This window comes from Nitrospiria bacterium (assembly GCA_035498035.1).
GTDB lineage: Bacteria > Nitrospirota > Nitrospiria > JACQBZ01 > JACQBZ01 > JACQBZ01.
Map to the genome: position 1 here is coordinate 34,453 of DATKAN010000061.1, position 24,849 is coordinate 59,301.

At 57.2% G+C, this 24,849-nt stretch carries 17 protein-coding genes; all 17 read left to right on the top strand.

The annotated features are described in order from the left end of the window. Positions 1-216 precede the first annotated feature (216 nt). The gene (gene lepA, locus VMN77_12000; GenBank protein HTN44508.1) at positions 217-2,013 is read left to right on the top strand and encodes a translation elongation factor 4; all 1,797 of its coding nucleotides are present in this window, start codon (positions 217-219) and stop codon (positions 2,011-2,013) included. A 2-nt stretch (positions 2,014-2,015) separates the two neighbouring features. Further along, entirely contained in the window at positions 2,016-2,645 is a 630-nt protein-coding gene (gene lepB, locus VMN77_12005) for a signal peptidase I (GenBank protein ID HTN44509.1), read from the top strand. Beyond that, the gene (rfaE1, locus tag VMN77_12010; protein HTN44510.1) at positions 2,642-3,661 is read left to right on the top strand and encodes a D-glycero-beta-D-manno-heptose-7-phosphate kinase; all 1,020 of its coding nucleotides are present in this window, start codon (positions 2,642-2,644) and stop codon (positions 3,659-3,661) included. Before lepB ends, rfaE1 begins: the two co-directional genes overlap by 4 nt. Next, positions 3,658-4,443, top strand: coding sequence for a 3-deoxy-manno-octulosonate cytidylyltransferase (gene kdsB / locus VMN77_12015; GenBank protein HTN44511.1), 786 nt, complete (start codon positions 3,658-3,660; stop codon positions 4,441-4,443). Before rfaE1 ends, kdsB begins: the two co-directional genes overlap by 4 nt. After that, complete coding sequence (locus VMN77_12020) at positions 4,440-6,065, top strand: CTP synthase (GenBank protein HTN44512.1); 1,626 nt, start codon at positions 4,440-4,442, stop codon at positions 6,063-6,065. The genes kdsB and VMN77_12020 overlap by 4 nt, the downstream gene beginning before the upstream one ends. Next, positions 6,062-6,886, top strand: a complete 825-nt coding sequence (gene kdsA / locus VMN77_12025; GenBank protein HTN44513.1) for a 3-deoxy-8-phosphooctulonate synthase — start codon at positions 6,062-6,064, stop codon at positions 6,884-6,886. Before VMN77_12020 ends, kdsA begins: the two co-directional genes overlap by 4 nt. A gap of 28 nt (positions 6,887-6,914) precedes the next feature. Further along, complete coding sequence (locus tag VMN77_12030) at positions 6,915-7,874, top strand: KpsF/GutQ family sugar-phosphate isomerase (protein HTN44514.1); 960 nt, start codon at positions 6,915-6,917, stop codon at positions 7,872-7,874. A gap of 24 nt (positions 7,875-7,898) precedes the next feature. Continuing rightward, positions 7,899-8,414: an HAD-IIIA family hydrolase gene (locus tag VMN77_12035; GenBank protein HTN44515.1), complete on the top strand. Its 516-nt coding sequence runs from the start codon at positions 7,899-7,901 to the stop codon at positions 8,412-8,414. Between the two features lie 51 nt (positions 8,415-8,465). Next, positions 8,466-9,410 (top strand): lysophospholipid acyltransferase family protein, encoded by a 945-nt coding sequence (locus tag VMN77_12040; GenBank protein HTN44516.1) that lies wholly within the window; start codon positions 8,466-8,468, stop codon positions 9,408-9,410. A gap of 4 nt (positions 9,411-9,414) precedes the next feature. Further along, positions 9,415-9,963, top strand: coding sequence for a CDP-diacylglycerol--glycerol-3-phosphate 3-phosphatidyltransferase (gene pgsA, locus VMN77_12045; protein ID HTN44517.1), 549 nt, complete (start codon positions 9,415-9,417; stop codon positions 9,961-9,963). Then, on the top strand, positions 9,960-10,559 hold the full coding sequence (gene plsY / locus VMN77_12050) for a glycerol-3-phosphate 1-O-acyltransferase PlsY (protein HTN44518.1): 600 nt from the start codon (positions 9,960-9,962) through the stop codon (positions 10,557-10,559). The genes pgsA and plsY overlap by 4 nt, the downstream gene beginning before the upstream one ends. Further along, positions 10,556-12,430 (top strand): tetratricopeptide repeat protein, encoded by a 1,875-nt coding sequence (locus tag VMN77_12055; GenBank protein ID HTN44519.1) that lies wholly within the window; start codon positions 10,556-10,558, stop codon positions 12,428-12,430. Before plsY ends, VMN77_12055 begins: the two co-directional genes overlap by 4 nt. Positions 12,431-12,445: 15 nt before the next feature. Beyond that, on the top strand, positions 12,446-13,618 hold the full coding sequence (locus VMN77_12060; GenBank protein HTN44520.1) for a DUF4388 domain-containing protein: 1,173 nt from the start codon (positions 12,446-12,448) through the stop codon (positions 13,616-13,618). A gap of 60 nt (positions 13,619-13,678) precedes the next feature. Continuing rightward, on the top strand, positions 13,679-14,251 hold the full coding sequence (locus VMN77_12065) for a hypothetical protein (GenBank protein HTN44521.1): 573 nt from the start codon (positions 13,679-13,681) through the stop codon (positions 14,249-14,251). Beyond that, positions 14,251-14,826, top strand: coding sequence for a TrkA C-terminal domain-containing protein (locus VMN77_12070; GenBank protein HTN44522.1), 576 nt, complete (start codon positions 14,251-14,253; stop codon positions 14,824-14,826). The genes VMN77_12065 and VMN77_12070 overlap by 1 nt, the downstream gene beginning before the upstream one ends. Positions 14,827-15,115: 289 nt before the next feature. Further along, positions 15,116-16,516 carry a DegQ family serine endoprotease gene (locus VMN77_12075; GenBank protein ID HTN44523.1) on the top strand — a complete coding sequence of 467 codons (1,401 nt, stop codon included), beginning with the start codon at positions 15,116-15,118 and terminating at the stop codon, positions 16,514-16,516. A gap of 170 nt (positions 16,517-16,686) precedes the next feature. Next, complete coding sequence (locus VMN77_12080; GenBank protein ID HTN44524.1) at positions 16,687-24,756, top strand: acyl-CoA dehydrogenase family protein; 8,070 nt, start codon at positions 16,687-16,689, stop codon at positions 24,754-24,756. The last annotated feature ends 93 nt before the right edge of the window (positions 24,757-24,849 follow it).

The window sequence follows — 24,849 nt, forward strand, 5'->3', positions numbered from 1 at the left end:
CGATGGCGTCTGAAACGGCGCAGAGTCGGAGGCGACGTCGGTGCCGCCATCGTTCCCGGCAGTCCGTGCAAGGACATAAGGCCCGGGTGGATTCGTGCCCGGTTCCATACGGGTTCTTCCCCCGCATCGAAAATGGCCCCGAATTTTCCTTTGACAACTCCGCCGTTTCTATTTATAATATTTTGATTTAGAGGATTTTAGAGAGGTTAAAACATCTTGCAAACGGCGATCCGAAATTTTTCCATTATCGCCCACATCGATCACGGGAAATCCACCTTAGCCGACCGGATTCTTGAACAGACCGGCGCCATCACCCAACGTGAACAACGCGACCAGATCCTGGATGATATGGATCTGGAACGGGAGCGCGGAATCACCATCAAGGCGCATGCGGTGCGGCTCGAGTACCGGGCCGACGACGGACATCAATACCACCTCCATCTGATCGACACACCGGGCCACGTGGACTTCACCTATGAGGTCTCCCGCAGCCTGGCCGCCTGCGAAGGCGTGTTGCTCGTGGTCGACGCCACTCAGGGGGTGGAGGCCCAGACGATCGCCAACGCCTATCTGGCCATGGAAAATAACCTCGTCATCCTTCCCGTCATCAACAAGATCGACCTCCCGAGTGCCGATGTCGAGCGCGTCTCCAAGCAGATCAAGGACATCCTCGGGCTGGACCATGTCGACGTGCTTCTGGCCAGCGCGAAGGAGGGGATCGGGATCAAGGAAATCCTTGAGGCGATCGTCAAACGCATTCCGCCCCCTCGGGGGGACGCGGACAAACCGCTCAAGGCCCTGATTTTCGATTCCTGGTTCGACAATTACCAGGGCGCGGTCGTCCTGACCCGCGTGATCGACGGCCGCATGGGGATCGGGTCGAAGATTCGTCTGATGTCCACACAAAAGGAATTTGAGGTCATGGAACTCGGCTTTCTGACCCCGAAAAAGAAACCGGTCCGGGAGTTGACCACCGGCGAGGTCGGCTACCTCGTCGCGGGATTCAAAAAGGTGAGCGATACCAAAATCGGGGAGACGATCACGGACGCGACCCGTCCCACGAGCGAGCCTTTTCCGGGCTACAAAGAAATCAAGCCGATGGTCTTCTGCGGACTGTACGCGGTCGACAGCGACCAATTCGAGGATTTGCGGGACGCGCTTGAAAAGTTGCGTTTGAATGATGCATCCTTTACCTACGAGCCCGAGACCTCCCTGGCCCTGGGGTTCGGTTTCCGCTGCGGTTTTCTCGGGCTTCTCCACATGGAGATCATTCAGGAACGCCTGGAGCGCGAGTACGGTCTGAACCTGATCAGCACCGCGCCGACCGTCGTCTACAAAGTCCTGACCCTGCGCGGCGAGTGGCTTTCGATCGACAATCCGGCGAAGCTTCCCGATCCGTCGCATATCGAGCGGTTCGAGGAACCGTTCATCCGGGCCACGATCCTTACGCGGGAGGAATACGTGGGGGCGATGCTGGGCCTCTGCCAGGAAAAGCGCGGCCTTCAGATCGAGATGGACTACCTCGATGTCGACCGCGTGAAGCTGGTCTACGAGCTCCCGCTCAACGAGATCATCATGGATTTCTACGACCGGCTGAAATCCCTGAGCAAGGGATACGCCTCGCTGGACTACGAGCACATCGGCTTCCGCGAATCGGAGCTGGTGAAGGTCGACATCCTGTTAAACGGGGAGAACGTGGACGCCCTGTCCTTCATCGTGCATCGCGACAAGGCCTATCCCCGGGCCCGACTGATCGCCGAAAAGTTAAAAGAGGTCATTCCCCGCCAGATGTTCGAGGTAGCGATCCAGGCCGCGATCGGCAGCAAGATCATCGCCCGCGAAACGATCGGGGCCATGCGGAAAAACGTCACCGCAAAATGTTACGGCGGCGACATCACACGGAAGAGGAAATTATGGGAGAAACAGAAGGAAGGAAAGAAGCGTATGAAGCAGGTGGGACGGGTCGAAGTCCCGCAGGAGGCGTTCCTCGCCCTGCTGAAGGTGAAAGAATAGCCTTGACTACGCCGGAGAAGGTCCGGACCCGATCGCAGTTCCGGGAATACGCCGAAGCGATCATCATCGCGGTTCTCCTGGCTTTATTCATTCGAACCTTCATCGTTCAGGCGTTCAAGATACCCTCCGGATCCATGATCGAGACCCTCCAGATCGGGGATCACATCCTGGTCAATAAGTTCCTGTACGGGGTTAAAATCCCGTTCACGGATGTGGAGCTGTTTCCGATCCGGAAACCCCACCGATTGGATATCATCGTGTTCAAGTACCCGGAAGACGAGTCCAAGGATTTCATCAAGCGGGTCATCGGTGAACCCGGGGACGTGGTCGAAGTCCGGGACAAAACGGTCTACGTCAATCACCAGGCCCTTGTCGAGCCGTACGTGATCCACCGCGACGCGATGATCCTTCCGGCCGGGGCCCAATCTCCCCGGGATAATATGGGGCCGCTGACCGTTCCGCCGGATTCTTACTTTGTAATGGGAGACAACCGGGATCAGAGCCTGGACAGCCGCTTCTGGGGGTTCGTGAAGCGGGAGAAAATCAGAGGCAAGGCCTTCATGATCTACTGGTCCTGGGACGGTCCGCACACCTGGGTCCGCTGGAACCGGATCGGGCGCTTGATTTCATGAACACGTCGCCGCATCCTCACGAACCGGATCGCGTCGAACGCCTGGTTCAATACTGCCAGCGTTTTCCGAAGGTCCGCTTGATGGTCGTCGGGGACGTGATGCTGGATCATTATATCTGGGGGGGCGTCGATCGCATATCCCCGGAGGCCCCCGTTCCGGTCGTCGCGGTCTCGAACGAATCCATCCATTTGGGCGGGGCCGCGAATGTCGCCCATAACGTCGTGTCGCTCGGAGGAAAGGTCGAGCTCTGCGGCGTCATTGGAAAGGATGACTTTGGCGGTCGGATTCTCCGCGAGTTAAAACGGCTGAAGATCGGAACCGAGGGACTCCGGGTGGATCCGGATCGCCCGACCACCAAAAAGACCCGTGTGATCGCGCATAACCAACAGGTCGTTCGCTTTGACCGCGAACAGCGTCTGGCCGTTTCGGAAAAAATCCGTCGCGCCCTCTTCGAATTCATCGGTCGGCGCATCCGGCGCGTCGACGGGGTGGTGGTCTCGGACTACTCCAAAGGCGTGATCACGGGAGAACTGATGAAGGACCTGATCGGCCTCGCGCAGCATCACGGGGTGCCGATCATCGTGGATCCCAAGGTGGGACACATGTCGTATTACAAAGGAGTCCAGGTGATCACCCCCAACACGATCGAAGCCTTTGGAGCGGCGGGTTTGGAAACCCGATCGGAGGAGGATCTGATGCGGGCTGGACAAATCCTGCTGGAGCGGCTGGAATGCCGGGCCGTCCTGATCACACGGGGCGAGCACGGGATGAGCCTTTTTGAAAAGGACGGAAAGGTGACCCATATTCCGACCGTGGCCCGGGAGGTGTACGATGTGACCGGAGCCGGCGACACGGTGATCGCCACCCTGGCCTTGGCTATGGGCGCGGGCGCCGAGATGCGGGATGCGGCGCTTCTGGCCAATTACGCCGCCGGCATCGTCGTCGGTATCGTCGGAACGGCACCGGTTCAGCGGGCGCGGCTGGCGCAGGTACTGCGGGAACGGACTTCTTCGTGAAGACGGTGATTGTCATACCGGTACGTTATGGCTCCAGCCGCTTCCCCGGGAAACCGCTCATGGCGATCGGCGGAATCCCTTTGATTCGGCAAGTCTGGGAGCGGGCCCGAGGGAGCCGCCGGGCCGCGCGGGTGATCGTGGCCACCGATGACGACAGAATCCGAAAGGCGGCGGATTCCTTCGGCGCGGATGTGATGATGACGGAAGGCGAGTTTCGGACCGGAACGGACCGGCTCGCCTGGGTCGCCGAGCGGGTGGCCGCGGACGCCTATCTGAACCTTCAAGGCGACGAATTGATCCTGGGCTCCCAGATCCTGGACGACCTGGTCGAGCAGTTCGAGGCGGCCCAACCCCTGATGATGGGGACACTGAAACGAGCCGCATCGTCGCCGGATGAATGGAATAATCCGAATGTCGTGAAAGTGGTGACGGATCGGGAAGGGTATGCGCTTTATTTTTCAAGATCGCCCATCCCCTTCCGCCGGGATCCGGACACCGTCTCCGGCCGGAGGGAAGCGCCGTTCTACAAACACCTGGGTATTTATATATACCGGCGGGATCTGCTTCAGCAATTCGCACGGTTCCGGTCCGGTATTCTGGAAGAGCGGGAAAAATTAGAACAACTCCGGGCGCTTGAAAACGGGATCCGGATCAAGGTCTGGGAAACTTCAGAGGACTCCCTGCGGATCGATACCCCGGAGGACATCGAAGCTGCGGAGCGTTTTTTGACGGCCGCGGGGCCGGGACGAGCTCAAGGAGGAGTTTCGAGAGGCATGCAATGACGACGGGAAAGAAGGCGGGTCAGACGAAGTACATCTTCGTAACCGGAGGGGTGGTTTCATCGCTTGGAAAGGGTCTGGCCTCGGCCTCGATCGGCAACCTTCTGGAGAGCCGCGGGCTGACCGTGACCTTCCTCAAACTGGACCCCTACATCAATGTCGATCCCGGCACGATGAACCCCTATCAACACGGGGAGGTGTACGTCACGGACGACGGCGCCGAGACGGATCTGGACCTCGGGCACTACGAGCGGTTCACCTCGGTCGTGATGTCGCAGAAGAACAACTCCACCGCCGGAAAGATCTACCACAGCGTCATCACCAAAGAACGCCGCGGCGATTACCTGGGCGGCACGGTTCAGGTGGTGCCCCATGTGACCGACGAGATCAAGGGAGCGATTCAAAATGTCGCGAACGGCGTCGATGTCGTGATCGTCGAGATCGGGGGAACGGTCGGGGACATCGAGAGCCTGCCGTTTTTGGAGGCCATCCGTCAATTTCCCTTCGACGTGGGCCGGGAAAACGTCCTCTACATCCATGTCACCCTCGTCCCGTTCATCAAAACGGCCGACGAGTTGAAGACGAAGCCGACGCAGCACAGCGTGAACAAACTCCGGGAGATCGGTATCCAGCCGAACATCCTGCTCTGCCGGACGGACCGCCAGCTGACGGTCGAAATCAAGAAAAAGATCGCGCTGTTCAGCAACCTGGAGAAGGAGGCGGTGATCACGGCCAAGGACGTGGAGACGATTTATGATGTACCGCTCGTCTTTCACGAGGAAGGGCTCGACGAGCGGATCGTTCAGCAGCTCCATCTCGATTCGAAACCGCCGCAGTTGGCCCAGTGGAAGGAACTGGTGGAGCGGATCCGGCATCCTAAACATAAGACCCGGATCGCCCTGGTCGGAAAATACATCGAGCTTAAAGAATCGTACAAAAGTCTTTGCGAGGCCCTGACTCATGGAGGGCTTCCCCATCATTGCGGCGTGGAAGTGATGTGGGTGGATGCCGAGGAAATCGAGCGGAAGGGAGCCGAGTCTTTTTTAAAGAAGGGGAACGGGGTTCTGATCCCGGGCGGATTCGGGAACCGGGGAATCGAGGGAAAAATCGAGGCGATCCGGTACGCACGGGAATCCAAGACGCCTTTCCTGGGCATCTGCCTGGGAATGCAATGCGCCGTGATTGAATTTGGAAGGAACGTGGCCGGACTCAAGGATGCAAACAGCTCCGAATTCGATCCCAAGACGCCCCAGCCGGTGATCGATCTGATTCCGTCCCAAAAGGATCTCGATGCGAAAGGCGGGACCATGCGTCTGGGGGCTTATCCTTGCGAGCTGAAGAAGGACAGCCTGGCCTATCGGGCCTACCAGAGCGACCTGGTGGCGGAACGCCACCGTCACCGCTATGAATTCAACAACCAATATCTGGAAATATTTAAGAAGGCGGGGATGACCGTCAGCGGGCTTTATCCGAAGGAACAGCTCGTCGAGATCATCGAGTTGCAAGATCATCCCTGGTTTCTGGCCACCCAGTTTCATCCGGAGTTTCGTTCCCGGCCGACGGCCCCGCACCCGATCTTCCGGGAGTTTATCAAGGCGGCCCTTTGGACCTCGCAAGAGCAATGAGGACGATCGAACTTCATCATTTGACCCTCGGAAAGCAGAACCGGCTGTTTTTGATTGCGGGACCCTGCGTGATCGAAGCCGAGAAACTGATGATCGATACGGCCCGACAGCTTAAAAAGATCGCGGCCGAGCTCTCGATGCCGCTGATCTTCAAGTCCTCCTACGACAAGGCGAATCGGAGCTCGATCCAGTCCTTTCGGGGACCCGGTCTGGTCAAGGGGTTGAAGATCCTTCAAAAAATCAAAGACGATTTTGAACTCCCCATTCTTACCGACGTCCATACCGTCGAAGAGGCCAAACGGGCGGCCGAGGTCGCGGATGTCCTTCAAATCCCGGCCTTTCTCTGCCGGCAGACGGACCTGCTCGTGGCCGCCGGAAAAACCGCTCGCGCGGTGAATGTCAAGAAGGGCCAGTTCATGGCCCCTTGGGATATGGGAAACGCGGTGGAGAAGATCGAAGCGACGGGCAACCGGAAAATTTTACTGACCGATCGCGGAGCCAGTTTCGGCTACAATAACCTGGTTTCGGACATGCGGGCCATACCGATCATGCGGCGCTTCGGTTATCCGGTGGTCTTCGACGCGACCCACAGCGTTCAGCTCCCGGGAGCCGCGGGGAAGAGTTCTTCCGGACAACGTGAGTTTGTGCCCCCCCTGGCCCGAGCCGCGGTGGCGGCCGGCTGCGACGGCCTGTTCATGGAGGTTCATCCCGACCCCGACCACGCCCCCTCCGATGGCCCCAATATGGTACCTTTAAAAGAACTGCCGGAACTATTGAGACAGGTTAAACGGATTCACGAAGCGGTTCACGGCCCCCGATAAACGCGCCGGGACGGGGAAGCTTATAACCATGCTCGAAGACACAGCCAGGAAAGTGTTGCGGGTTGAGGCGCAGGCGATCCAGGACCTGATCGGGCGGATCGATCGAACCTTTTCCCAAGCGGTCGGGCTTTTACACGGTTGCAAGGGCCGGGTCGTCATCACCGGAATGGGAAAGTCCGGGCTGATCGGGAAAAAGATCGCAGCCACGCTGGCCAGCACCGGAACGCCGGCCTTCTTCCTGCATCCGGCGGAAGGGGTCCACGGCGACCTGGGAATGGTGTCCAAAGGCGATGTCGTTGTGGTGATTTCGAACAGCGGGGAGACCGAGGAGTTGATCAAGATCCTCCCGGCCTTCAAGCGTCTGGGCGTAGCGATCCTCTGTCTGACGGGCAACACCCGGTCCACACTGGCCATGAACAGCGATACGGTCATCGATGTCGGCGTGAAGGAGGAAGCCGGCCCGCTGGGACTCGTCCCGACCGCCAGCACGACGGCCACCTTGGCGATGGGGGACGCCCTCTCCGTGGCGCTCTTGGAAAAACGGGGATTCAAGGATGAAGATTTCGCCTATTCTCATCCGGGCGGCAGTCTTGGAAAGAAACTCCTCCTGAAAGTGTCGGATGTCTGGCACCACGGCCCCGCCCTTCCTCGGGTGACCGAGAAGACCCCCTTGAAGGATGTCATCGTGGAAATGACCTCGAAAAAAATGGGAATGACCACGGTTGTCAGCCCGCGGGGAACGCTTTCAGGGGTGGTGACCGACGGAGATCTCCGGCGCTTGCTCGAGCGTGAACGGGCCCCCATGCGCCTCAAGGCGGCCGACGTGATGACGCGAAATCCCAAGGTGATCGGGCCCAACGCCTTGGCGGCCAAGGCGGTTCAGGTCATGGAACAATATTCGATCACGTCCCTGGTGGTGGTGGGCGCGCAACGCAAGGTCATCGGAGTGGTCCATCTGCACGATCTTTTAAAGTCGGGCGTGGTTTAATTTCAAAGGTAGAACAGGACGATCGTGAAGCATCCTAAAGCGATTCTTGAGAAAGCCCGTCGGGTTGAATTCCTCCTGCTCGACGTGGACGGCGTCATGACGGACGGAACGATTTACATCGATGCGGATGGACGGGAAACGAAGGCCTTCAACATCTACGACGGCTCCGGCATCCATATGCTCCGGAAAGCCGGGGTGCGGGTCGGAATTATCACGGGCCGGCAATCGACGATCGTGGACTTTCGCGCCCAGGAACTGGGGATTGCGGAAGTCCACCAAAGGGTGTTGGACAAGATCAAGGTCTACGATGAACTCCTCCGCAAATACGACCTGAAGGATTTTCAGATGGCCTATATCGGCGACGACGTGATCGATCTTCCGATCCTGAAACGGGCCGGGCTCTCGGTGGCCGTTCCGAACGCCCATCCGGATGTGAAGGGCCGGGTGGATTGGGTGACCCAGAAGGCGGGCGGAGCCGGCGCCGTCCGTGAAGTGACCGATCTTCTTCTGTTTTCGCGCCAGCCTCGACGTCGATCCTGAACGGCTCAAGGTCGCGGAGGGTGTTGCCGCGGACACAACATTTTGTAAACGATGGCCCGGACACGGTTCGGTAGACAGGCACAAAGGCTCCTACGCTTTTTTCTCTGGGCCGGGCTTTTGGGATTCCGTTTCATCTCGCGGTGGATTCCCCGGAACTTAGGCCTTTCGATGGCCGGGGGACTGGGAACGGCGGCATTTTTTCTCCTCGTTAAAGAGCGCCGAAAGACGCTTTACCATCTTCAGATGGCGTTGGGCGGGGAGCGTTCACCCGAAGACAGACAACGCATCGCTCTCGAATGTTTTCGAAACTTGGGACGGACTTTTTTTGAAGTTTTAACCCTGGACCGGCTGACACGGGATGAGCTGGACCGGCTTGTAACGTTTGAAGGAGAGGAGGGTCTCAAAGCCGCCGCCGACGACGGTCGAGGCGTACTTTTTGTTACGGCTCATATCGGGAACTGGGAACTTTTGGGAGGGGCAGTGGCCATGCGCTATCCCTTGGCGGTGGTGGCCGCGCCGATTTATGATCGCCGTGTGGAGAAGGTCATGATCGGTCTTCGAGCGGCCCACGGAATCGAAACACTGGTTCGGGACAGCCCGAGCGCCCTGAAGCGTATGATCGCGATGCTTCGGCGCGGGGGCGTGGTCGGCCTGCTCATCGATCAGGACACCAAAGCGGACGGTGTATTCGTCCCTTTTTTTCACCGGGAAGCCTTTACCCCGACCGGGCCTGCGAGCCTGGCCTATCGCACCGGCGCTTCCGTGGTGGTCGGATTCATCGTAAGAGAGGGCCGCGAACGTCACCGGATCATCCTCCACGGTCCGCTGCCCCTTCCTCGAACCGGAGACATCGAGCGGGACATTCGGGATCAAACCGCCGGGTTCACAAGGATGATCGAAGAGCAAATCCGCAGGACGCCCGAGCAATGGATCTGGATGCATCGCCGATGGAAAACGGCGGCAAGCCTTTCTGGCGGGTCCTTGCCGGAGGAATGAGCCCATGAACCTCCCCAATTTGATCACGCTGTTGCGAATCTTTCTGATTCCCGTTTTTATCCTGGTTTTTCTCACCCCCACCCAGCCGCGCTCACTGGCCGCCGCCATTATATTTATAATCGCCTCCCTGACGGACCTGATGGACGGCTACTTGGCACGGCGTTGGAAGCAGATCACAAAGCTCGGAAAATTTCTGGACCCGATCGCGGATAAATTCCTGGTTCTGGCCGCGCTGATTATGTTGGTGGATTTCCACCGCGTCTCTTCCTGGATCGCGATCGTGATCATCGGTCGCGAATTGGCCGTGACCGGTCTTCGGGCGATCGCCTCCTCCTCCGGCATCGTGATCGGGGCCGATGAGGCCGGAAAATACAAAATGGCCATTCAGACCGTTTCCATCGGGCTCCTGATTCTCGAATACAAGATCGGTTTTATCAACTTTCATGCATGGGGAACCTTTTTGCTCTGGATTTCAATGATCTTGGCGATTCTCTCCGGGATACAGTATTTCATAAAATTTTTAACCCAGATTGATCCGATAGAGATCAAATGAACCTGAATCCCGCCCTCGCCATCGTGACCGTCATCGGATATCTGGCCGGATCCATCCCGTTCGGAGTGATCTTTTCGCGTTGGATGGCCCGGGTCGATCCGCGTGGCCACGGTAGCCGGAATATCGGTTTTACCAACGTCCTCAGGACGGCCGGTCGGGCGCCGGCCGCACTGACACTGGTGGGAGATCTGGGAAAAGGTTATCTGGCGGTTCGGTTTGCCCAATGGCTATCCGTGGGGGAGACCGGCGATTGGCTGGCCGGCTTGGCGGCGGTGTTGGGTCATAATTATCCGGTCTTCCTGGGATTCAAAGGCGGAAAAGGGGTCGCTACCGGCTTGGGGGTTCTGTACGGAATTCATCCCTTGCTGGGTTGGTTGACGACCGTCATCTGGGGCGCGACGGTCCTGATCTCACGGTACTCTTCTTTGGGAGCGATCGTGGCCTTCGGGTTATTGCCGTTCGTCGCCTTATTTTTTCGTCCCGCTCGCCTTATGCTCCTCTTTTCGTTGTTCTTAACCGGGCTCATCTTAATTCGGCACACGGCCAACATTCAGCGTCTGCGTTCGGGAACTGAACCCAAAATCGGTCGGGCATGAAAAAATTCGGACAGATGATTTTATCCCAAGCGGCCTTGACGGTCCTCACGGGCGTGATTTTATCCTTCCCGGTCCAGCCCGCGGAAGCGACTTCGGTCCTTTCGTTTCCAACCCAACAATTTCCTCCGTGGGCCGAGACGGCTTGGTCGGAATATAGAATGCAGAGGGCATCGGGACAAATAAAGGAAGCCGCCGATACATTAAATCAAATCCGGAAACAGGCCGCCCATCAAGGGATCCGGGGATTTGACCTTCTGGCCGCGGTGATGATCCAAGAAGGGGAGGAGGCGCTTTCAAAAGGGAACGTTGACGAAGCGGTCGAGCTGGGGGAAACGGCAAGAAAATGGTCACCCGATGACCCGAACAGCGCTTTCTTTTTAGCCGAGGCGCTGTTCGATCAACATCCTTTTTCACCTTACTCGGCCCTAAGAAACTACCTAAGGGGACTATCCGCCGCGGCACAGGATTTCTGGTTTTCATTTTATTTCCTCGGCCGTTTGGTCCTGGTCTTGTTGGTTGGGCTCCTCGGCAGCTATATGGTCTTTTTCGCCTTCCTGCTCATCCGCTACCTACCGCTTCTGGTTCACGGTCTTCATGAAGGGATCGGGACCGTTTTAAATCGCCCGGCCATATGGGCCGTGGTGGTGACCCTTCTATTCACACCCTTGCTCATCGGTACGGGCCCGGGGTTTCTCTTCCTGGTCGGTCTCTGTTTGATTTGGAGGTTTATGACGGGTGTCGAGCGTCTCATCTCGCTCGCACTCGGGGTGGCCCTGAGCCTTTCGGTATTTTGGCTGCCTCCAACGCTTTCCTGGTTTACGGCGGATGAGTCTCCCGAATTACGATTACTGTCCCAGGTCATTCGGGGTGATGCGTCCGCAACCGGTTCGGCCGTTCGGATAGGGGAGCGGGGGGGATACGATAAGAATTGGCCGGTCCTTTTCTCACTGGCCTTGCAAAAAAAGCGGGAGGGCAACTATGCCGAGGCGTTGGAAGGGTATCAGCAGTTGCTAAAACTCGAACCGGACCGCTCGATCATCCTGAACAACCTGGGAAACGTCTACTTTCTCATGCAGCGCAACGAGGAAGCGATGGCCTCTTACAAGCTTGCTCTCGGCAAGAACTCGAAGGATGCGGCCAGTCACTATAACCTCGGCCTGGTTTATCGTGAGCTGCTCCGGTTTAACGATGCCGAACAGGAAAATGAGACGGCCCAGCGGATTAATCCTTCCTTGATCAGGTCCTATACAGGTTCGGGTCCGGTGGACGAGCTTATATCGAAAACGATTTTGTGGAAAATTGCATTCACCGGCTCGCCTTCAAAGGACACCGCTTCCAATGCGCTTTTTGACATGATCCTGTGGCCTCTCCCGCTCGGAAAATCGCCCTACTTTGCGCTCTTCCTTGCGGGAGGTGTGATCGTCAGCCACCTGGCCTTGTCGCGTAAATTCACGGCCGCCCCCTGCGCGCTTTGCGGACGTCCCATTTGTTTTCATTGCCAGCGCAGGATTCTGGATCATAAAACCTGTTCGACCTGTTGGAGGAACTTCAAGAACGTCAAAAGAAAATCAGATCTCCGTCAAATCAAGACACGGCGGCGCTGGATTTTCAGGACGGCCCGCTGGATCTCGATTCTGTTCCCGGGGGCCGGGCATTTTTACTTCGGACAAGAGTTGAAGGGTTTTATTTTTTTGACGGTTTTCATCGGCATCCTGTTTGCCTTCTTTTTCAGGAACGGATTTCTCCATGCTCCGTTTGAGCATGGGGAAATCTTTGGCATTGTCGGCTTGTCCCTGATCCTGCTGGTGCTCGTGGTCTTATATGGGTGGGTGCTTCACGACATTTTAAAGGTCTCGTATGACAACGCATAAGCGAAGGAACCCAAGATGGCATTAGAAGGCTCCCTCAAAGATTTTGGCTTGGCCGATATCTTTCAACTGATCTACCACCAGAAGAAAACGGGGACTCTGACGATGAAAAACGCCTCAATGGAGGCGAAGGTCCTGTTTGAAAACGGATGTGTCGTCAAGGCGGAGTCTTCTAACCTGGAAGGTCCGAATAAGATCGGACAAATATTGGCCCGCTCCAACAAGATCACCGAGGATCAACTTAAACAAGCTTTATCTAATCAACAGAATTCTAAAGATAAAATTGGTGAAATCCTCATAGGAATGGGGGCCATACAAAAAGAAGATTTGGTCAAAGCCTTGGGAATTCATGTCAGAGAAGCCGTATTAAGTTTGTTCAAATGGAAAGAAGGACGCTACAGTTTTGAACCTTCGGAGATGATCTCGATTGAACGGGATTACTGGCTTCCTGTCAATACCGAATTTCTCATAATGGAAGGGGTTCGGAGAATTGACGAGTGGCCCTTCATCGAGAAAAAAATTCCCAACCTGGAGATTGTTTTTGAGAAAAGCGGAGAGATCACCGACACCTTAAGGGTTGCAAACTCTGAAGAAGATCCGACCGCTGATATATTCGCCGAAAAGAAAACGGATAAGGAAATTCAAATTACACAAGAAGAGATGAACATTTATAACCTGATCGACGGTCAACAGAATGTCAGGGGTTTGATCGATATCACCAATATGGGAGAATTTGAAACCTGCAAGGCCTTAAGCAATTTGCTGACGGCTGGGCTGATCGTTCAGAAATACAAAACGGACGCCCCCAAAAAAGAAATAGGCACAACCACACCCAGCAAGGTACGGATTTCATGGCTTTCCAGTCGGCAGTTGCTGAGTGGTTTGATAATATTTATCTGTATTCTCATCATGGTCGCTGGAGGATGGCAGATAATGCAAAGGGCGAAGGAGACTGAAGATTTTGTTGGCTTGTACAGAAACATGGGTTTGGAAAACCGCATGCAAGGGATTGCCAACACCATCCTGGTTTACCATTACCGGAACGCTCAGCTTCCCAAATCTCTCGATGTCCTGTCACATGAAGGTTATATTTCCGAGAAATCGCCGCTACGGGGAGTAACAACGGAAATAGGGTATGAAATGCAAAGCGACGCCTCTTCATTTACATTAAAGACTGATGGGAACCCGTAGATTATAGTTTACATAATATACATTATCAGACATTATTAAGATCGAAAGAGCGGAACTGAAATGAAACAGGTTGGTTTTAAAACTTTCGGTCAATGGCTATCAAGTCAGATGGCCGCGGCTAAATTGTCTCCGGACCAGCTTGCAAGCTCTTTACGATATCCGAGCGCCCAATCCATCAAGCGGCTCTGTGACAATCAATCGCGTCTTGAAATGAAGGACTGGCCTACCGTTGCCAAACTTTTACAAATACGGCTCGATGAATTTTTGATCGTACTGGAATACTTCCATCCGGATTGGGTTTCGGAATATGAAGAGTTCATTTCCAACTGTCTACGCTATCTGTTGTGGCGCGTAGAACAGAATCAACAATTCCCTGTCCCCTTGCCCGAGTTATTATTGAGCGTCACGATGAATGAAATCGTCGAACCGGCCTGCGCCGATCGATACGTTTCGATCGAAAACCGCCGCAAGGCCGACCGAAGAATGACGAAGGTGGAACCCGAAAGAGACAATCGCTCCCGACCACGGCGACTCACCGATCTGATCCATTACCTAAAAAATCAAATCGGACTCCTCACGGTAATCAGTCTCTTCACTTCGGGTGCCACTGTGTTGCAGGGCTGGGTTTTCTAATGAAGCTGACCCAGCGTTTCCGTCGAGAAATCGGCCTGGCCTGGACCGCCATCGAAAAGTTGGTCGTGTCGACCGCCGAACAGACCTCCCGCCAGATTGAGACCCTGCGTTTATCTTTCCAGATCCACGAACAGGAACAAGCATTGGACGCGGTCTTCGAACATATGGGACGGTTTTTATATGAGTTCCGTGAAAAAAACACGGAGGCAATCCTCGCCCATGCCGTTTCTCAAACTTGTCTTTCGGATTTCAACCGTCTTCAAGGCCAGCTCAAGTTCATGGAGCGGAGACGATATGACCTACAGGAAGAAAACGTCTCGACAAAATGGGCGGAGTTTGTCGAGTCGGTTTATCGAAACGGCATGACGCTTGATTCCCTCGTTCTTCCATTTAATTTAAATCCGCCCTCCCCGACCCTGCAATCCCTGGCGCTTCCTCAAGGCGTTCTGGTGATCGCGATTCAACGCCATGGGAAATTTATTCAACCGCATGATGGCGTGTTGCTCCAACGAGGCGATCGATTGACATTGCTTGGTCCTCCGCAACAAATCATTCAAGTCCTGGGGCGATTTTAAATGCCGCGAGGATCGACGATCGATTTTGGCTTTCCACAAAATTTGTGGAAAAGTTGTGGTTAACCCTGTTAATATACCCCTTGAGGGCTTGAACAGAGCGGCTTTGCACACATTGCATAAAAAATGTGCAGTGAAATATTCGTGAAATTGAAAGGTTCAGAGGTTCACGGTTAAATTCTTTCGGATCATATCCGACCCCGTAAGCCATCCGGCTTGTATTTTGCTGGACCATTTGTTAAACTGAAAACAGAAGGCGCAAAATTATTATTTCAGGTGAGGAGGATTCATAATGGGTAGTAGTATGAAGGCTTCAGGACGTCGTTTGATTTCCGTGGGTATCATCGCGGGCCTGTCGGCTTTATGGGTTATGACTCAATCCATGCCGGCCCAGGCCAAAGACAGCAACGGAATGAAGATGCTCCAAGAGATGGAAAATGTATTCGTGGATCTTGCGGAGCGCGTCAAACCGGCGGTGGTGAATATTTCTCCGGCCACACATCCCACACCCAAACAGGGCGATTCACCCCGTGGAGACCGTCCTCCGGAGAGTTCCGGATCCGGTTCGGGGGTGATCATCGATAAAAAAGGATACATCGTCACGAACAATCACGTGGTTGGCGATGCTTCTGAAGTGGAGGTTCGTCTTTCGGATAAGAGTCATTTTACCGGAAAAGTGATCGGTAAAGATCCGGACACGGATGTCGCCGTCGTCAAAGTGGAGTCCGACCATGATCTTCCCTTCGTTAAGATGGGGGACTCCAGCACGGTTCGGGTGGGACAGTGGGTTATGGCGGTCGGCAACCCATTCGGCCTGGATCGCACGGTAACGCTTGGGGTGGTAAGCGCCCTCGGACGCGAAAATGTCAACCTTTCCCGATATGAGGATTTTATTCAGACCGACGCCTCGATCAACCCCGGGAACAGCGGCGGTCCATTGTTCAATCTGGATGGTGAAGTCATCGGAATCAATACCGCCATCATTAACTTTGCACAGGGCATCGGATTTGCCATTCCTTCCAGCATGGTCCAGAATGTGATGAATCAGCTGATCTCCAAAGGGCACGTGGTGCGGGGCTGGTTGGGGGTGGGAATCCAACCGGTGACCTCCGATCTCGCGTCCAAGTTCAATGTCAAGGAGGATGAAGGCGTTCTGGTGAACGAGGTATTCGAAGGCGATCCCGCTTCGAAGGCGGGAATGCAGCCGGGCGATATCATTCTCAAGCTGGATGGAAAAACGGTGGACACCCCCCAGACCCTGTCCCGCATAATCGCATCCTTCCCGCCTGGAAAAGATGCGGCGTTTGAAATCATCCGGGACGGCCAACGTAAGAACCTGACCGTCAAACTGGGCGAGCGGAAAGAAGAAGCGGTTACGGCCTCGATTCCGAAGCAACAGCCCGAAATGGTACTGGGCTTGAACGTCCAGGACCTGACGCCGGACCTGGCCGATCGTTTCAAGCTCAAGGACGAAAAAGGCGTATTGGTAACAAAGGTCGAGCCCGGCAGCTCGGCCGACTCGGAAGGCATCAAGGAAGGGGATCTCATCAAAGAGGTGAACCGGAACAAGGTGGAGAATTCGGACGACTTCCGGAATGCCATTGGAAAGGTGAAAAAAGGGGAAAGCGTTTTGATCCGTATCATCCGTGAAGACCGCGCCTTTTACGTGGTTCTCAAAACAGATTCGGAATAAATCGGTCTATTCCCAAAAAGCCCCGTTCAATTTCTATTGAACGGGGCTTTTTTTTTGCAGAAATTTTACAGGTTGAAATAGCCTATGATATGATAAAAGAATGTCTTTATCCATTCGATCATGGAAGAATCCGTCCAGACCCTTTTATTCATTTTTCCTTGAAAGGATCCATGAAACGCTTCCGTTTTGATGTGATCGTCATCGGCTGCGGACCCGCCGGCGCCTCGGCTGCCGTGACACTGGCCCGGGCCGGACTGTCCGTTCTTGTATTGGAAGCCGGGGTTTATGCCGGCGCCGAAAACTGGTCCGGTTGCGTTTATTTCGCGGAAAACCTGGCGGAACCGGATGCATTCGGAGAGGCCGCCGTCACGGCCGCCCCTTACGAACGCCGGTTGGTGCGTAGGGGAATATTCCTGCACAACGGGCTGGATCTGGTCGGTCTTTCCTATCAAAACCAAGATACCTTCCGTCATTGTTACACGGTTCTTCGTCCCGTTTACGATCCTTACTGGGCCGACAAGGTCCAGACCCAGGGAGCGATGCTGCTGCCGCAAACGACCGTCACCTCCCTGATCCGAAGGGGCGGTCGCGTGGTCGGCGTCGAAACCGAACACGGGCCGGTTTATGCCGACGTAACCTTTATCGCCGAAGGCGATGCGTCCCATCTCATCCGGCGTGAACGGTTGGAGCGCGTTAGCGAGCCCCACTTCATGCAAGGAGTTAAGGCGGTTCTCAGCCTTCCGCCGACCGTAATTGACGAGCGCTTCCATCTCTCCCCGGGAGAAGGCTGTGCCCATGAATACCTGATTCGGAACGGGCAGATGGGCGGACAGACGGCTCATCTGAACATCGGCGCCTTTCTCTACACCAATCGGGACAGCCTTTCGTTCGGTTACGTGGTACCGCTTGAAAACTTAAAAGAAGCTTATCGCGGCGACCACAGCCGCCTGCTTGAATGGCTACGCGGCCTCCCCCATTTTAAGCCGCTTCTAAAGGACGCCGCTTTATCGGCCTACGGAACCAAGCTGATTCGCAGCGGCGGCTTAAGAGAACAACCGCTGCTTGTCGAAGACGGCCTTGCCGTCGGCGGCGCCGCAGCCGGCTTGGGGATCGATCTCCCCTATCCGAATTTCACAGGTCCTTCCTCGGCCAGCGGTCTGTTATTCGCCCGTGCCGTTCGCGGACTTCTCCATGACGGTCAATCAATCACGGCAGACCGCCTTCGGCAGAGTTATCTCGAGCCTTTGCAGGCCAGCGTCTACGGTCAAAATGCCGCGTTCTTGTCGTCTTGGCCCGAATATCTCGAAAACAGCCGGACCTTTTTCGGACGATCGGCCGACCTGGCCTGCGGACTGGTCCATTTTCTGACCCAGCCGAATGCCCGCTTATGGCAGGCCGCCCGTTTCCTGCGAGGCCACCTGTCGATCCGGACGCTTCGGGAAGTTTTCGGAGACGCCGCGCATATGATCCGGGCATCGGGACTCAAGTCGGCGCTTTCCGCCAGCCTGAAACCTTATCTGCTGGGTCGATGGACGGCCGCTCTTTTCAGACCGGGATTGAAGGCGCACCCCGGCTTTCAATTCCGGATCGAAATCCTGGACCGGCCGGCGGTGGATATTCAAAAATTTCCCTGGCCGCTCCGTCCTGTGCTGACGAGATTGTTGCCCGGGTTGGCCGAGGGGATGAAGATCGTCTACGCCAACGACGGCAGGCCTTTATCCGAGAAGTTCCGCGAGGCCTCCCGCAGCGTTCTCGAACGATTGAAAATTACCGATGGAATCACCCTCCCGGTCTTCGTTCTGTTCCTCGCGACTCTGGCTTTGGTGTCTGTTTTATTCGACTTCATCCGGTACTACCTGTTCCGACAGCCGGTCGAGAAGGTTTTGGGCGGACCCGTAACGGATTACCTTCATACCCAACAAACGCTGAGGGACCTGGATCAGGCCAAGACGGTCGATTCGTTCGAGGCGAAACTGGCCACCAATTCCTACCGTCTGGGACACCGTTCCCACATCCGCGTCCTCTGGCCGGAGGAGCTCGCGCATCACGGAGACCTGGCCCAATCCTCCCTCTGGTCGGTCTGCCCGGCACGGGTCTACCAGTACGATCCGCCCCTGGTCGGACGCGGCGTGGTAATGGTCAATTATGAAAATTGCATCAAATGCGAATCGTGCTGGCATGCCGCGGGGGATCAAGTGCGCTGGGGACGGCACACCGATCATCGCCTGATCTACAGGCCCGACTCGGAATCCATTCAGATTCTATTGGGTCAAAAACCTCCATCGAGCCCCCCACGCCCCCCGCGCGAAGAATCGGGACCCAGACCCGATCCCAAGCCGGGGGTTTCCATACAAGGCCCGCATCGAGAAATTCTTGCCGCCCTCTCCGATTCGCTCGCATCCGTTTTCCGGGCCGTTTGCGCGTTTGAGACCGCCGTGGAACACATCCCCGCCTCCGCCGATGCGACCCGACGCGAATGGCCCAGAAAAATTGGGGGGATGACGACCCAGCGGATGGGCGCGCTTGCATCCCTGCTCTCATCCGAAAAAATAACCGAGGCGTTTTCGGTCTCCGGATTTTCGGATCGGATCAGGATGGAATGGCATCAGATTCTCCAGGAGGACGGAAAGGATCTCGAACTTCAGTTGTCCGCCGGGCAGGAGTTCCATGCCTTATCGGCGGCCCGCCGAATTCGGGAGGAGGTTGTCCGTCCGATGATCGAAGCGGTGGATGCCATCCTTCCGCCTTCCGATGGAATGATGGGAGACCGGGACCGAAGGCCTCCCGAACCGAATCTTGGCGATCGGATCGCGGCGCTGTTTCCGGACCGCATCGTGAAAGAGTGGGAAAATTCCCCGATCCCATCGGATGCCCGCGAACGGCTTCATTATCTTTTCATGGAATATGCCGATCGACCGACATCTTTGATTCGAGCTCTCTCGTCCACGAGTCCGGCCTTGGGACTGCTGGCCGCCGGCCACACCGAGGCCTTGACGATTCTCAGGCAAACGGGGCAGCCTCTCCGCGGGGATTTGTGCGCCATAGACGCTCAGGTCCTATCGATCCAAAACGCAAAGGAGGGTCCCATCATCGATGGGGTCGTCGAACTTGTCCCGCTCTCCCTATCCAAGGGGCTGTTGATCGTTTGTGATAACGAAGCCTGGCAGGTTCCCCTTGGACAGCCGGGGCTTAAAACGACCCCGACGCCGGCCGTCGGGTTCCGATCGGCCGGACTTCATCGATTGGAATTCAAGGCTGTCAAGGCTCATGGACCGGCGCTTCCCGTCGGCGACGGTCGGCGCTTCGGGACGGATTATGCCGCCGTCGCCCTTGGAACGGCGGATTACCTGGCCCGTCGCGTCAAGGAGCATGCGGATGGCCGCGTGCAGTTCGCCCACCAGATGCGGGACACGCAGGGCAGGGACGGAATCGCCAAGCTGGGCGCGGTCAAGGCCATGATCGCACGCATCGAAGCCTGGCACCTCCTCCTCACCGTGCTTTTGGAGGAGGGCATCGATCCCGGCCCGCCGGAGCATTTCCCGGGATGGCCGGACCTCTGCGCGACGGTCGCGACCCTGGCCTTCGGGCCCCAGGCGGGACAAATGGGATACGACGCCGGCCAGGTCTTCGGAGGGTTTGCCTATTCCGAGGACGATCTTCTGTCCCGCGCCTACCGGGACAGCGCATTGTTTCGGTTTCTGCCCGCGGGCTTCGGCGCCGCGGAACGCCTGATGCGCCGCCTTCAGGAAAATCGCGACGCCCTTGAATCCGCGGTCGCCTCAAGGAACCGTCTGTGGAATGAAGTTCGAAAGGGCCCCTTGGCCGACACGGCGACACGATGGGATGAAACGACTAAGCGCTGGATGGGGCTCTCCTCCGAATGCGATCCGGCCCTCTCCGGCGAGGCGGGCGCATTGCTGTTGGGGGCGCACCGGGTTCTGTGCCAGGTGCAGCAGAAACTCGAGCAGGCGCTTCCGGTCGAAGGAGAGGCGGCCTCGAGCGCGGTCGTGATCCATCTGGCCGAACAGGCCGTGGACGCGATGGAGTTCCGGCGGCGAGACTCTCCCCTCCTGCCCATCGCGGTTTTTCCGGAAAGGCCCGCGGCCGAGCGGGTGGAACTGCCAATGTCATACGAGGCGATCTGCAATCCTTCGTCCGCCGGATCATCCCAGCCTTATCAATCCGGTCAGTATTTGCTCGCGCCCCTTGATCCCTCGGTCCGCTTCGTTCCCGAAGTCCAATTGCACGATCCCTCGCTTCGCGATCGATGGCAGGGCTGCACCGACTGGTTCCTCGAGCATATCTGGACGAAGAGTTTCGATGGAATGCATATCGAAAGATATGTGGAGAAAATCCACGGAATACCGGACGGCACGCTCGAAGGGTTCAAGAAGAACGGATATTTTTCAACGGTCATTCCCTCGGAGCTGGACGGCGGCGGCTGGTGGAAGGCGGAATATTATATCCTGACGACGGCGGCCGGCCGTTTCGGCGACGCCGGTTTGTTGCTTGTGATCATGGCCAGCACCAGCATCGGAACGACGCCGATGCTCCTCGGACTGGAAAAGGAGCTGCCGCTTGCGGTCCAGGAGCTGGAACCGCTGGCCCGCGATCCGCAACAGCTCGGAGAGATCGGGGATCGCTTGGACCGGCTGATCGCCGGAATGAAACGGCCGGACCCCGCCCGTCTGAAAAAGGGGTTCACGGAATTGATGTCCCTCGTCGATTCGCGGATCCGCCACACCCGCGTGGTGAAATACCTGGCGGCGAATTTTCTTAAGACTTTTTACGCCGCCGCCATCGCGGGTCAACGCCGGGACCTGGAAGGATTCCGCCGGGGTCTGGCGGAGGCCAAACCCCTGTTTGACATCCTGGCGCCGACCATCCGGCTGGCGGTGGACGAATTGCCGCGACGCGAACGGGCCCATCAATTTTTCTTAAAGAAACTCGGGCACGGAGGAATCAGCGCCTTTGCCTTGACCGAGCCGACGGCCGGCTCCGACACCGGCGGGGTGAAGACCACGGCCCGTCCGATGAGCCGCCCCCTGACCTCTCTCGAGGATGGGCGCTATCGTTTCAGCTTGACGAATGATGAAACCCCAAATCATCCTTCGCTGCGTTACATCATCGACGCCGACCGGGTCCGCTTCGACGACCGGTCCGGTCCGTCGGGAATGGTTTACGAGCTTCCCACGGGAGAGGGCGTTCCGATCCGATGCGACGAGTACAACTATGACACGGATGAGGGCCTGCGCTATTATGTTTTTCGTGGCCAAAAAATATATTTTCATGACATCGCCCAGATCCGGGTCCGAGACGGAAAACCGGTCTACGATTTCTACGAATTAAACGGCGCCAAGATGTGGATCACCAACGGTCGCGTGGCCACGCAGTACTGTCTCTACGCCCAGTCACCGGAAGGGGTGACGGGCTTCATGGTGGACCGCCATGCCGAGGGATTGAAGGTCGGGGCCGATGAGCGGAAGATGGGCCAACGAGGCTCGCCCACGAACGAGATCGCGATCGACCAGGTCCGAGTTCCCAAGGAATGTATCATCGGCTATGAAGGCCACGGTCAGGTCAACGCGCTCGAGACGCTCAATGTCGGCCGCTGCGGACTGGCCGTCGCCTCGATCACGCTGATGCGAAAGCTTCTCCTCGACGCCATCGAGCAGGTTCCCTCGACCCCGCGGCGCGATCGGCTCCTGGGAGAAGCCGCGGCCATCCTGTTCGGATCGGATTCGATGACCTTTCACCTGGTCGGCCTCTTTGATCGTCATACGACCGAATCGGTCCGGATGGAATCGGCGATCGCCAAGTATGTCTGCTCGGAGGATCTGCACGAAGTGATGACGTTGATCGAGGAGGCCTACGGCCCCGTCGGCGTCACCGAACGATACCGCGTAGAAAAGCTCCGGCGCGACTCCCGGATCCTGAATATCTATGAAGGCACGAACGAGGTTCAGCGCTTCCTCATCCTGAAAGATCTCGTCGCCCTGTCGAAGGAATGGAAGCCGATCCCGTTTCCGGAGAATTCGGAGCCTCCGTCCCGCCTGGCCTTCTGGAAAGAACTGCTTCGCGGACATGTCGCGGCCGCCGCGGAACCTTTGGGCGACACCGTCTGGATGGACGCGGTGCTTCAGCCCACCTTTTTCCTGTTGGCCGATATGGCCGGCGAGATCTTTCGTCTGGACTGTCTGACTTATCGCATCGGTTGGCTGAAAGACAATCGCGATAAGCTGGGAGAGGCCTATACCGACCCTCTTCTGATGCTGGGCGAACGGGCCGTATGGCGAACCGAACGACGGCTGGAACGGCTCGATCGACGTTATCGTCGGGAGGCGGAGCGACCGGCGAAGGGCCTCTACGCCCCGGAGGCGATCGCGGCCGATGTCGCTCTGGAGCGGATGGGGAAGAAACCGACGGCCGAACCAAGGCCGGAGGGCCGACTGGAACGACCGCTTCGGATTCTCTGTCTGCTCCGACGGGTGGCCGATATCGCTCCCACCCCGCGGCTCAGAGAAGGACACCTGTCCGAAATCGTTTGGCGTTTAAACCCCTCCGACGAAGCCGCGGTCCGCATGGCGACCGGCTTAAAAAAGACCGGCGGCTCATCCAAGACGGTTCATATCGCATTGTCCGGGGGACCCGAAGCCGAACCCCAGCTCCGCTGGGCCCTGGGGTACGGGGCCGACGCGGCCTACCGCATCGACGCATCCGCGACGGCCGACGGCTCCGCTTGGATCGAGGCGATTACCCTTCTTGAAAAATCCGGAAAGTACGACCTGATTCTGACCGGGTCCGCCTCGGAAGACGGCGCCGAGGCCCTCGGGCCTTTCGTGGCCGGTGCCCTGTCGCGCCATTTTGGGAGGGCCTCTTCCATGGAGATCGTGGAGGAGGGCCGCGGGCTTGCGGTCCGGTCGGGCGCGGATGACTCGAAGATCAAGGTGCTTCCGACGGAGCCCTTGGTCCTGGCTTGGGAAGGATCCGACGCCCCCCGTCCCATGGAGATCAACCGATTGATCGAGGGGAGGCTGGCCCCCATCCGGCGCTTATCGGTTCAGGAGAAGGTGGTCCCCGAACGATTATCCCCCGCCCGTACGGTCGTCCGCAAAAGCGAAACGATCCGTGAGCTGGGCGGGGTGGCCGAGTACCTTGACGCCTATCGGGTCGGAGTCCGGGCGATGGAGGCCGAGCCCTATCGATCGAGGATCGATTCTATGCCCCTTCCGACCGGACCGGCGGTCTGGACAATTATTGAAGCGCAGCAACGCAAGATGATTCCGGCCCTGCTGGGCGCGGCCAATTTCCTGGGACGGTCTCTGGAACTGAACAGCTATGCCGCGGTATTGGGGCCGGAGGAGACCTGGCCGCAGCTGAGCGGCCTGGCACAGGCCCGCGGCTTGACCGGGACGGTCTGCATTCCGGCTCCCGAAGGTCTGTTGACTGAATCCGGCCGGATGGAATGGCTTGAAAACTTTTCAAGCGTTGTCCCGAATATCCGGATCGTCTGCGGCCCGCACTGGTCCGATGCCCTTGCGCATTTGTCGGGACGTATCAACGGCAAAGGCTCCCTGCTTTTCACCGAGGTGACCGAGATCGACCGACGCGAGGGCCTCTCGCTTTTTAAACCGGCCTACGGGGGGAAATTGCGGCGATCCGTCAACCCGGTCCTTTCGCAGACCCCCCATTTGCTTATGACGGTCTCCCCGACCGCCGATTTTCCGTCGGGCGAACCCTCGGCCCGATTCGCGGCCGGGAAGGCGGAGGTAAAAACAATCGCTGTCAATCCCGACCGCTTCGAATCCGTGCCTCCGCTTTCCCTGGATGACCTGGCCTCGGCCGAGGTGATTATCGACATCGGATACGGCGTCCGGAATCAGGAAGGATTTCATCTCGTGGGCCGGCTCAAGGAGGCTATGGAACATTTGGGCCTGACGGTTCATCTCGGCGCGACGCGCAAAGTGACCCAAGATCTTAAACTCCTCCCGCTTTCGCACCAGATCGGCCAGACCGGGGCGAGGGTGAATCCGAAATTGATTCTCGCGCTGGGCATTTCCGGGGCGCCACAGCACATGGACTACATCGGCGACCGCGCCGTGATCTTCGCCTTCAACAAAGACCCCCAGGCCCCGCTCATGAAACTCAACGAAACCCGCCCGGCACCCGTCGTCCATCCGATCGTCGGCGATCTTTTCGTTACCATTCCGAAATTGATCGAGATGCTGTCGGCAAAATAATTCGTTAAATATTCGTAGGGGCGGGGGGGTGCCTCGCCCTCTCCCTGACCAAACAAACAGGGCGACCCATCGAGTCACCCCTACGAAAACCAT

What these genes read in the sequence shown, in the direction of transcription:
- VMN77_12080 (HTN44524.1), top strand. Translation starts at nt 16,687, where the DNA reads ATGAAACGCTTCCGTTTTGATGTGATCGTCATCGGCTGCGGACCCGCC.
- rfaE1 (HTN44510.1), top strand. Translation starts at nt 2,642, where the DNA reads ATGAACACGTCGCCGCATCCTCACGAACCGGATCGCGTCGAACGCCTG.
- VMN77_12070 (HTN44522.1), top strand. Translation starts at nt 14,251, where the DNA reads ATGAAGCTGACCCAGCGTTTCCGTCGAGAAATCGGCCTGGCCTGGACC.
- VMN77_12065 (HTN44521.1), top strand. Translation starts at nt 13,679, where the DNA reads ATGAAACAGGTTGGTTTTAAAACTTTCGGTCAATGGCTATCAAGTCAG.
- VMN77_12040 (HTN44516.1), top strand. Translation starts at nt 8,466, where the DNA reads ATGGCCCGGACACGGTTCGGTAGACAGGCACAAAGGCTCCTACGCTTT.
- pgsA (HTN44517.1), top strand. Translation starts at nt 9,415, where the DNA reads ATGAACCTCCCCAATTTGATCACGCTGTTGCGAATCTTTCTGATTCCC.
- VMN77_12075 (HTN44523.1), top strand. Translation starts at nt 15,116, where the DNA reads ATGGGTAGTAGTATGAAGGCTTCAGGACGTCGTTTGATTTCCGTGGGT.
- plsY (HTN44518.1), top strand. Translation starts at nt 9,960, where the DNA reads ATGAACCTGAATCCCGCCCTCGCCATCGTGACCGTCATCGGATATCTG.
- VMN77_12030 (HTN44514.1), top strand. Translation starts at nt 6,915, where the DNA reads ATGCTCGAAGACACAGCCAGGAAAGTGTTGCGGGTTGAGGCGCAGGCG.
- VMN77_12055 (HTN44519.1), top strand. Translation starts at nt 10,556, where the DNA reads ATGAAAAAATTCGGACAGATGATTTTATCCCAAGCGGCCTTGACGGTC.
- VMN77_12060 (HTN44520.1), top strand. Translation starts at nt 12,446, where the DNA reads ATGGCATTAGAAGGCTCCCTCAAAGATTTTGGCTTGGCCGATATCTTT.
- kdsA (HTN44513.1), top strand. Translation starts at nt 6,062, where the DNA reads ATGAGGACGATCGAACTTCATCATTTGACCCTCGGAAAGCAGAACCGG.
- VMN77_12020 (HTN44512.1), top strand. Translation starts at nt 4,440, where the DNA reads ATGACGACGGGAAAGAAGGCGGGTCAGACGAAGTACATCTTCGTAACC.